This window comes from Stenotrophomonas sp. YJH_SMC_25, from assembly GCF_059369595.1.
The window spans coordinates 1-10,176 of the sequence record NZ_JCAFSV010000032.1 but is presented as its reverse complement, the minus strand read 5'-3'; the positions used below and the strand labels follow the sequence as shown (position 1 = coordinate 10,176).

Annotated in this window: 8 protein-coding genes; 2 read left to right on the top strand and 6 right to left on the bottom strand. The window is 66.4% G+C overall.

From position 1 onward, the window contains the following. Window positions 1–505: 505 nt before the first annotated feature. On the bottom strand, window positions 506–1,489 hold the full coding sequence (locus tag AC5P7E_RS21010; RefSeq protein ID WP_024958695.1) for a LysR family transcriptional regulator: 984 nt from the start codon (window positions 1,487–1,489) through the stop codon (window positions 506–508). A 207-nt stretch (window positions 1,490–1,696) separates the two neighbouring features. Between AC5P7E_RS21010 and cysK the strand changes: the two genes are divergently transcribed. Continuing rightward, a complete protein-coding gene (gene cysK / locus AC5P7E_RS21005; RefSeq protein WP_111193396.1) occupies window positions 1,697–2,656 on the top strand; it encodes a cysteine synthase A in 960 nt (319 codons plus the stop codon). Between the two features lie 266 nt (window positions 2,657–2,922). Then, on the top strand, window positions 2,923–3,522 hold the full coding sequence (locus AC5P7E_RS21000; RefSeq protein WP_005410830.1) for an O-acetyl-ADP-ribose deacetylase: 600 nt from the start codon (window positions 2,923–2,925) through the stop codon (window positions 3,520–3,522). Window positions 3,523–3,614: 92 nt separating this feature from the next. Here the strand turns inward: AC5P7E_RS21000 and AC5P7E_RS20995 are convergent, their stop codons facing one another. The 5 genes from AC5P7E_RS20995 to AC5P7E_RS20975 all read right to left on the bottom strand — a co-directional run bounded on the left by AC5P7E_RS20995 (window position 3,615) and on the right by AC5P7E_RS20975 (window position 9,599). Continuing rightward, entirely contained in the window at window positions 3,615–4,760 is a 1,146-nt protein-coding gene (locus AC5P7E_RS20995; protein WP_005410831.1) for a hypothetical protein, read from the bottom strand. 129 nt (window positions 4,761–4,889) lie between these two features. Next, window positions 4,890–5,894: a class I fructose-bisphosphate aldolase gene (locus AC5P7E_RS20990; RefSeq protein WP_005410832.1), complete on the bottom strand. Its 1,005-nt coding sequence runs from the start codon at window positions 5,892–5,894 to the stop codon at window positions 4,890–4,892. 196 nt (window positions 5,895–6,090) lie between these two features. Then, window positions 6,091–7,557: a pyruvate kinase gene (gene pyk, locus AC5P7E_RS20985; RefSeq protein WP_005410833.1), complete on the bottom strand. Its 1,467-nt coding sequence runs from the start codon at window positions 7,555–7,557 to the stop codon at window positions 6,091–6,093. Between the two features lie 216 nt (window positions 7,558–7,773). Then, window positions 7,774–8,427 carry an HAD hydrolase-like protein gene (locus AC5P7E_RS20980; protein WP_005410834.1) on the bottom strand — a complete coding sequence of 218 codons (654 nt, stop codon included), beginning with the start codon at window positions 8,425–8,427 and terminating at the stop codon, window positions 7,774–7,776. Beyond that, window positions 8,424–9,599, bottom strand: a complete 1,176-nt coding sequence (locus AC5P7E_RS20975) for a phosphoglycerate kinase (RefSeq protein ID WP_005410835.1) — start codon at window positions 9,597–9,599, stop codon at window positions 8,424–8,426. The genes AC5P7E_RS20980 and AC5P7E_RS20975 overlap by 4 nt, the downstream gene beginning before the upstream one ends. Between the last annotated feature and the right edge of the window lie 577 nt (window positions 9,600–10,176).

Sequence of the window (10,176 nt, the reverse complement as noted above, 5' to 3'; positions counted from 1 at the left end):
GGGTCGAGAGCTCTCCCCGCTTGCCCAGTCTTATCAGTTCGAGCGCCAACTCAACCAACTGTTCGGGCGGTTCAGGGAGAATCCGGCGTGGGGACCCAAGCTACTTCTCGGTCGCAAGACCTGGATCCACACGGTCGCCCAGGCCGGGCTCTCGGCACCCAAGGTGCCAGATTGGCAAGAGATAAGATCCACGCCATGCGTGGATGAATCTCCATCGGAATCGAATATTTCGAACTGGAATCGAAAAGCATCCACGCATGGCGTGGACCTATCGTGTCGACCAAGGTCGACACCTACCAGCAGCCATCGGGATCTGTCAGAGGTGGGGCGGTGTCGGAGTGCGGGGTGTCAGCCGCATGGATGCGGCTGCCAAGCTTACAGGGACGTACTTGCAGCGTCCCCGCACTCCGACACCGCCCCGCCAACCCACGGAATGCCGCTTCTGCTGTTGCTGTTGCCTTTGTCCGCAGCAGGTGCAGGGCTGCAAGCCCTGCTCGCCCCCCCCTCACACCGTGATGGTCTGGGTCAGTGACTCCCACGTCGGGGGCACCGGCCACGCGGCGGCCTGGTTGCCATCCAGCACCCTGCGCAGATCGCGCGGATCAATCTGCGGTGCCAGCACGTGCACCAGCTCCAGCGCGTAATCGCGCAGCACCCGGTCGCGCGGCAACACCGCCCAGGCAATGCACTCGCTGATCGGGTCCGGCGCCGGCCACGAGCGCAGGTCTTCGTCGTTGGAACTGACCGCCATCTCGGCCAGCAGGCCCACGCCCAGCCCGGTACGCACATAGGTCTTGATCAGGTCCGCATCGAGCGCGGTCAGCGCCAGGTCCGGCGCCAGGCCGTTTGCAGCGAAGGCGCGCTGCAACGAGGAATTCGGGCGGGTCGAGGATTCGTAGCTGATCAGCGGCTGCCGGGCCAACGCGGCCAGGTCCGGTGCGCGGCCGGCGCGGTCCAGCGGGTGCCCCTTGGGTACCACCACCAGGCGTCGCCAGCGGAACAGCGGCACCGCGATGCCATCGGTGGGCTCACTGCCGGCGGTGCTGATGATCGCGATATCCGCGTCACCCTGGTTCAAGCGGTCCAGCGCGTCGGTTTCACCGGCCTGCTGCAGGTGCACGCTCACCTGGGGATAGGCCTGCTTGATCGCTGCCACCGCCGGCGGCAGCACGAAGCGCGCCTGCGTGTGGGTGGTGGTCAGGATCAGCTGGCCCTGGCTCTCGCGGCGCTGGTTGGCCGCGTAGGTGCGGATGTTGTTGGCCTCGGCCAGCACCGCGCGGGCGCGGGCGATGACCTCGGTACCGGCCGGGGTGACCGACTCCAGGCTGCGGCCCTTGCGCACGAACAACAGGAAGCCGAGCTCGTCTTCCAGCTGCTTGAGCTGCTTGGACAGGCCGGGCTGGGTGGCGTGCACGCGCGAGGCGGCCAGCGTGATGTTCAGCTCGGCGTCGGCGATGGCGACCAGGTAGCGCAGCTGGGTCAGCGTCATGGGAGGCGGGCGGCGTGGGGCGGAGGTCCACTCTAGGGTCAATTGCCGTCACCAGCTTATAACCAAAGGTTGTTTAAGAAAGGTATCTGGTCATTTCCGGGCGTCATATGCCGGCGCTACGGTCAGCCGGCAGCCGCTGGCCTGAACAGCCAGCCCTCCCCTTTTGCCCGCCGGCGTCCGGCGCGGCCCTGTTTCCGGAGCGCTTCCATGGCCCTGTACGACTCCATCCTCGATACCGTCGGCAACACCCCCATCGTCAAGCTGCAGCGCCTGGCGCCGCCGCAGGTCAGCGTCTACGCCAAGGTCGAGTCGTTCAACCCGGGCGGCTCGGTCAAGGACCGGCTGGCGCTGGCGATCATCCTCGACGCCGAAGCGCGTGGCCTGCTCAAGCCGGGCGACACCATCGTCGAAGCCACTTCTGGCAACACCGGCGTGGCGCTGGCGATGGTCGCCGCCGCGCGCGGCTACAAGTTCGTGGCGACCATGGTCGAGACCTTCTCGGTGGAGCGCCGCAAGCTGATGCGCGCCTATGGCGCCAAGGTGATCCTGACCCCGGCCGCCGAACGCGGCAGCGGCATGGTGCGCAAGGCGCGCGAACTGGCCGAGCAGCACGGCTGGTTCCTGGCCAGCCAGTTCGCCAACCCGGCCAATCCGGCGTATCACCGCAACACCACCGCCGCCGAGATCCTGCGCGACTTCGCCGGCAAGCGGCTGGACTACTTCGTCAGCGGCTGGGGCACGGGCGGTACGCTCACCGGCGTGGGCGAAGTGCTGAAGGTCGCGCGTCCGCAGACCCGCATCATCGCCACCGAGCCAGCCGGCGCCGCACTGCTGAAGGGCGATGACTGGAAGCCGCACAAGATCCAGGGCTGGACCCCGGACTTCGTGCCCGACGTGCTCAACCGTGATGTGGTGGATGAACTGCTGACAGTGGAAGATGACCGCGCGATCGCCACCGCGCGCCGACTGGCCGCCGAGGAAGGCATCTTCGTCGGCATCTCCGCCGGCGCTACCGTGGCCAGCGCACTGGACGTGGCCGCACATGCCGAACCTGGCTCAGTGATTCTGGCGATGCTGCCGGACACCGGTGAACGCTACTTCTCCACGCCGCTGTTTGCCGACGTGAACGAGGGTTCCGACGACGACTGGCTGGCCGGCCTGCCGTGACACCCGGCTCAGAGCCTCTTCCATCCGGAAAAGGATCTGACCCCATCCTGTTACATGCCCAGGGTCGGATCCCTTTTCCGCAGGGAAAGGGCTCCGACCCCCTTCTGCTTCAGCCTGCATGAAGGCGTCGCCCGCCATCGTGCGTGAAGGCCGTCGGATCGCAGCGCGTGAGACGGTCATGACGCAGTATCGATGCCCTGTCCCCTACCGTGGGAACAGCCGGCGCAGATGCTGCGCGGATCACCTCACAGGCAGGAGACGGACGCATGAAGATCGAAGTTTGGCAGGGCGACATCACGACCCTGGCGGTGGATGCGATCGTCAACGCGGCCAATGAAACGCTGCTCGGTGGTGGCGGTGTCGACGGCGCGATCCATCGTGCGGCCGGGCCCGCGTTGCTGGCCGAATGCGAGCAGCTGCCGGAGCTGCGCCCGGGCGTACGTTGCCCGACCGGCGAAGTGCGCGCCACCAGTGCTTACGCTTTGCCTGCACGCTACGTACTGCACACGGTGGGCCCGGTCTGGCACGACGGCCAGCGCGATGAACCGGCGTTGCTCGCCAACTGCTACTGGAAGTCGCTGCAGCTGGCCGAATCGCTGGGCGTGCAGTCGATCGCATTCCCAGCCATCAGCTGCGGCGTATACGGCTATCCGCTGTACCAGGCCGCGCAGATCGCAGTGACCGAAACACTGGCCTGGCAGCGCAGCCATGCGCAACCGATGCGCATCGTGCTGGTGGCGTTCAATACCGCTACGGCCAAGGCCTACCAGCAGGCGTTGAGTGCCGCCGGGCAAAGCGCCGACAGCGAACCGCGCGGGTCGATGCTGCCGCCCCTGGGTGACGCGGGTTTTGCCGCCGCGCATTGAATCGCGATGCAGCGCGAAAAGGAAAAGGCCGGGCATTGCCCGGCCTTCTCAGTTGCACCATTGATGTCATCCACGCATGGCGTGGATCACGCTCAACGACTGGCAGCTTCCACCGCAGCGGCGTCATCGGCCACGGCGGCTGCAGCGTCGGCAGCGGCACGTGCAGCCGAGGCGGCAGCGCCATCGGCGCTGGCCCCTTCCACCTGCACGCGCACCTCGACCATGCCTGCGCCATTGTTCAGGCTGGACACGTCGACGGTGTAATGACCGGCCGGCAGAGTCTCTTCCAGGCGCGAGTTGGTACCGTTGCCACCGTCGTCGTCGGTCAGCTCGACATCGCCACCGACCACGCGCAGCACGGTATCGACCTGGCTGGAAATCGCATCCAGGCGCACGTCGGCCGGCCGGTCCAGGGTCAGCAGGAAGCGGCGACGGCCTTCGTTGTCCAGCATGGTGTACACGCTGCCCGACTTCGGCAGGGCGGTGCCATCGCGCTCGACCAGATTCCCCGGCAGTTCGATGCGGGTGGCAGACAGGGTGAACATGCCATTGACACCGCTGCCGAGGCCGCGCGCGGTCAGGGTGTACTTGCCCGGCTTCAGCGACAGGGTCAGCCGCGAGTTGGTGCTGTCGTTGCCATCGTCGTTTTCGGCTTCAACGCCCTGGCCCGACAGCTTCAGCACCGGATCGAAGACATCCGACACCAGGCGGATTTCGTACAGGCCGGCCTTGTCCACCTGCAGGGTGTAGTCCTGCGAATCACTGGCCAGCATGTCCACGATTTCGCCACTGCCCGCCAACGGCTTGCCGTCGTAAGGTTTCAGCTTCTCGGCTCGCAGGCGATACGGACCAAAGGCGGTCGGGCCATCGGCATTGACCGCCACCTGGTAGGTGCCGCCGCCATTGGCACGGAACGCCAGCGAGACGTCGCCTTCGCGTTCGTAACCGGTGTTGCTGGTGGAAACAAGACTGCCGTTGTTGAACACGGCGATCGAGCCGCTGAGGGCACCAGTGAGCTTCAGGCCGACCAGGTCCTTGTCTTCCAGCTTGATCTGGTAGAGCTGGTGATGGCTGCCATCATTGAAGTTGATGCCGCTGCGCGAGGTGATCTCGCCGGACACCGGCTTGTCGAAATCGAGCGACGCGGCCTTGCCTGCCTCTGCGCCGCCGCCGATGCGGTTGCACCCGCCGGCGACCAGGACCGTGGCTACGGCCAGTGTGATTGCTGCCAAACGCATGTTGTTTCTCCTTGGCCTTCCATGTGGTTCCCGCGTACCGGCCGGGCACGCGGGGGCGGAAAAGATACCCGCAAAAGCAAACGCCGGCGTGATGCCGGCGCTGCCTTGTTCATCCAGCGATGGGACGGATCAACCGTTCCACTTGCCCAGCGCAGCCAGGCCGTTGTCCTTGGCACGCTCGTACACGGTCTTCTGGGCGGCTGCGTAGTTGCCCTTCATGTCCTTGGCCCACAGCTTCAGCGCGGCCTGCTGCATGGCGCGGCCGTAGGAGAAGCTCAGCGGCCACGGCAGGTTGCCCAGCTGGTTCATCGCGTTCAGGTGCTCGGTGGACTGCTCGTCGCTCTGGCCACCGGACAGGAACACCACGCCCGGCAGGATGGCCGGCACGGTGCTCTTCAGGCACATCACGGTCGACTCGGCCACTTCCTCGACGTCGGCCTGCTCATCGCAGTTCTTGCCGGAGATGACCATGGACGCCTTCAGGATGGTGCCTTCCAGCAGTACGTTCTGCTGGTACAGCGCGTCGAACAGCGAACGCAGGGTGGCTTCGGTGACTTCGTAGCAGGTCTCGATGTCGTGGTCGCCGTCCATGATCACTTCCGGCTCGACCATCGGCACCAGGCCGCATTCCTGGCACAGGGCCGCATAACGGGCCAGCGCATGGGCGTTGGACTCGATGCAGGTGCCCGACGGAATGCTCTCGCCGATGTTGATGACCGCACGCCACTTGGCGAAGCGCGCACCCAGCTTGTAGTACTCCTGCAGGCGCTCGCGCAGGCCGTCCAGGCCTTCGGTGACCAGCTCGCCCGGGCAGCCGGCCAGCGGGTGCGCACCCTTGTCCACCTTGATGCCCGGAATCATGCCGTGGTCGGCCATGTACTTGGCGAACGGCACGCCGTCCCTGGTCGACTGGCGGATGGTTTCGTCGTACAGGATGGCGCCGGAAATGTGCTCGTTGAGCTTCGGCGTGGTCAGCAGCAGCTCGCGGTAGGCACGACGGTTCTCCTCGGTGTTCTCGATACCGACGCCGGCGAAACGCTTGGCGATGGTAGCGGTGGATTCGTCGATCGCGATGATGCCCTTGCCCGGGGCGACCATGGCCTGGGCGGTTTCGGCCAGCTGTTCGATGCTCATGTATTTCCTGTGGCGGGTGCGGGAAAAACGTAAGTATAGCCCCGCTGCCCGTTGCCCCGGTGTCGAGGCCAGGATGGAAACGATTCCAATGTCCGCGCAGGACAAGGGATGTCCTGCGGCATGGGGTCAGAGCCTCTTTGGGGATCTGACCCCGGGTCGGATCCGCGCAGCGGCTCCGACCCGAGGCCGACTGGGTTTACAGATCGCCCAGCCCAATGGCGCGGCCGTCTTCACCCACTTCCAGCAGGCGCAGGGTATTGGTGGCACCGTGGGTTTCCATGTGCTCGCCGCTGGTGAACACGACGCGGTCGCCGGCCTGCAGCAGTTCGGCTTCCACCAGCAGGCGGATGCTGCCGCGCGCGGCTTCGCGCGGGGTCAGGCCGCGGCTGTCGAAGTTGATCGGGAACACATCGCGCATCAGCGCCATCTGCCGGCGCGCGCCGTCATGGCGGGTCACCGCGAACACCGGCGCCTTGGCGCGGAAACGCGACAGGTAACGCGCGGTGCCACCGGACTCGGTCATTGCCACGATCGCGCGCACGCCCACGTGCTGGGACAGGAACATGGTGGCCATGGCAATGGCCTGGTCGGCACGCTCGAGGTTGCGCGGCGAAGCGTTGAAGTCGGTCTCGGTCTGGAACTGGCGCTCGGCCCCCAGGCAGATGCGCGCCATTGCTTCGACCGCCTTGACCGGCCAGGCACCTGCAGCGGTCTCGGCCGACAGCATCACCGCATCGGTGCCGTCGATGACCGAGTTGGCCACGTCCAGCACTTCGGCACGGGTCGGAATCGGGCTTTCCACCATCGACTGCAGCATCTGCGTGGCGGTGATCACCACCTTGTTCTGTGCCAGCGAGGCCTTGATGATCTTCTTCTGCAGGCCCGGCAGTTCGGCATCGCCGATCTCCACGCCAAGGTCGCCACGGGCGACCATCACCACGTCGCTGGCCTCGACGATTTCTTCCAGGTTCTCGATGGCCTCGGTGCGCTCGATCTTCGACACCAGTGCAGCATCACAGCCATGCGAGCGGGCGATGTCACGCGCATCGTTCATGTCCTGCGCGTTGCGGCAGAACGACACGGCGATGAAGTCGACACCGATCTTGGCGACGATGCCGATCAGCTCCTTGTCGCGCTCGGTCAGCGCGCCCAGCGAGAGGCCGCCGCCCTGCTTGTTCAGGCCCTTGCGGTCGGACAGCACACCGTCGTTCAGTACGGTATTGATGATGCGTTCGCCCTGCACCTCCACCACCTGCAGCTGCATCAGGCCGTCGTCGAGCAGCAGGACGTCGCCCGGACCCACGTCCTGCGGCAGGCCGAGGTAGCTCACACCCACCTGGGTGGCATCACCCGGGCCGGCGCTGGTGCTGGCGATCAGGTCGAAGCGGTTGCCCGCCTTCAGCTGCACCTTGCCTTCTGCGAAGCGCTCGATGCGGATCTTCGGGCCCGGCAGGTCGGCCAGGATGCCCACTTCCACGCCGACGCGGGCGGCGGCGGCACGCACTTCGGCGGCACGCTTGGCCTGGCCGGACGGGTCACCATGGCTGAAGTTGAGGCGCACCACGTTGACGCCGGCGCGGAACAGATCCTCCAGCACGCCCGGCGGATCAGTGGCCGGACCGAGGGTGGCAAGGATCTTGGTGCGACGCTGACGCTCGAACATGGTGAATGGGCCTCTCCCGATAAAGAACGGAAATTAGCACATCCTTCACGCCGCATGTATACGGTTACAGCCTTGTGCTGCCTGACTTCGCGGGTCATGGAACGGACATCACCCGGACATACGCTGGCGCAGGGTGTTCTGTAGAGCCGGGCCATGCCCGGCTGCACCGTGGGCCGCAATCAGCCGAGCGTGGGGCCAGCTCTCCAGGCGGGGTGGCTAGGCCAACAGCGTCGTCAGCTGTGCCGGCTCGCGAGCCAGCTGGCCCGCACCGGCTTCGGTCAGTTCGGCTTCACCGCCAAAGCCCCACAGCACACCCACGCTGCGCAGGCCGTGGTGGCGTGCGCCCTCGATGTCCATGCGGCGGTCGCCGATCATCCAGCACTGTGCGGGCTGCAGCTGCAGGCGGCGCAGTGCCTCCCCGACCAGCTCGGGCTTGTGGCTGCGCGAGCCGTCCAGGGTCGAACCGACGATCTCCTCGAACAGCCCGCCAAACGGCAGGTGCGCAAGGATGCGGCGCGCATGCGGCTCGTTCTTGGCGGTGACCACCGCCAGGCGGTGGCCTCGGCCATGCAGCGTGCGCAGGGTGTCTTCCACCTGCGGGTACACCGTGTGTTCGCGCCAGCCTTCGGCATCGAAGCGCTCGCGGTAATAGCCCACCGCCTGCTCCACCCGCGCTGGTTCGACGAACAGTGGCGTGAAGGTGGTACGCAGCGAAGGACCGATCCAGCCCAGCAGCGTCTCCTGCGGCGGCACCGGATGGTCCATCTTCTGCAGCGCATAGGCGATGCAGGCGGTGATGCCCACCTGCGAGTCGATCAGCGTGCCGTCCAGGTCGAAGAACAGGACATCCTTGCCGTGCCCGGCACTCATGCGCCGCGCGCGTCGAGTGCGGCCACCGCCGGCAGGGTCTTGCCCTCCAGGAACTCCAGGAACGCGCCGCCGCCGGTGGAGATGTAGCTGACCTGCTGGGCGATATCGAACTTGTCGACCGCCGCCAGGGTGTCGCCGCCACCGGCGATGGAGAACGCCTTGGAGCTGGCGATGGCGCGGGCCAGCGCTTCGGTGCCCTTGCTGAAGGCTTCGAACTCGAACACACCGACCGGGCCGTTCCAGACCACGGTGCCAGCCTTCTCGATCAGCTGCGCGTACTGCGCCGCGGTCTGCGGGCCGATGTCCAGGATCAGATCATCTTCGGCAACGGCGTCGACCGCCTTCACCTCGGCGACCGCGTCGGGCATGAACTGCTTGGCGGTCACCACGTCCACCGGCAGCGGGATGTCGGCGCCGCGCGCCTTGGCATCGGCCACGATCTTCTTCGCGGTGTCCAGCAGGTCCGGCTCGTACAGCGACTTGCCGACGTTGTAGCCGGCGGCAGCGATGAAGGTGTTGGCGATGCCACCACCGACGATCAGCTGGTCGACCTTGCCGACCAGGTTGGCCAGCAGTTCCAGCTTGGTGCTGACCTTGCTGCCGGCGACGATGGCCAGCAGCGGCTTGGCCGGCGCATCCAGCGCCTGCGCCAGCGCGTCCAGTTCGGCCATCAGCAGCGGGCCACCGGCAGCAACCGGGGCGAAGCGGATGACACCGTGTGTGGAGGCCTGCGCACGGTGCGCGGTGCCGAAGGCGTCCATCACGAACACATCGCACAGGGCGGCGTACTTTTTCGACAGGGCTTCATCGTCCTTGCCCTCGCCGACGTTCATGCGGCAGTTTTCCAGCAGCACCAGCTGGCCCGGCTGGACCTCTACACCGTCGACCCAGTCGCGCACCAGCGGAACCTCGCGACCGAGCAGCTCGGACAGGCGCTGGGCCACCGGCGCCAGCGAATCGGCTTCGCTCCACACACCTTCCTTCGGGCGCCCCAGGTGCGAGGTGACCATCACCGCCGCGCCCTGCTCCAGCGCGCGCTTGAGCGTCGGCAGCGAAGCGGTGATGCGCTGTTCGGAAGTGATGCGGCCATTCTCGATCGGCACGTTCAGATCCTGGCGGATCAGCACGCGCTTGCCGGAGAGGTCGAGGTCGGTCATGCGGACGATGGACATGGGCAACTCTTTGGCTCGGGGACGGGATGCCGGGGTACGGCAGACGGCCATTGTATCGGGTGCGGGTGGTGGGAGGGCCGATGCCTGCGGCAGGCAGAGGCGCACAGCAACAGCAACAGCAGCGGCCAAAGCCAAAGCGCTGGCGCCTTGTGATGCTGTGGGTGGGCCGGGGCGGTGCGGGCTGGCAGGGGACGCCGTGAATCCGTCCGTGGAGGCTTGGCAGCCGCATCCATGCGGCTGACACCCCTGCCAACCCGCACCGCCCCGGCCTCGACAGGTTCATGAGGTAGAGCGGATGGCAAACGCAAGAGCAGTGTGTGGTGTCGGTTGAAGAAAGAAGGGGTGCGCGAAGCGCGCGACCCGCTTTTGCTTTTCTTTTTTTCTACGTGGGTGGACGCACACGGAAACTGTCCGTGGCCGGGCGGGTGGGTTGGCTGGGGGCGTGAGCCGCATGGATGCGGCGACCGAGCCTTATCTGATGAAAATCTGTCAGCGTAGGTGTCGAGAGCCGGCGTGGGCCGCCGTACGAGCCTGGATCTCGACGATCGCCATGTAGCTTGGCGCCCACGCCGGAATC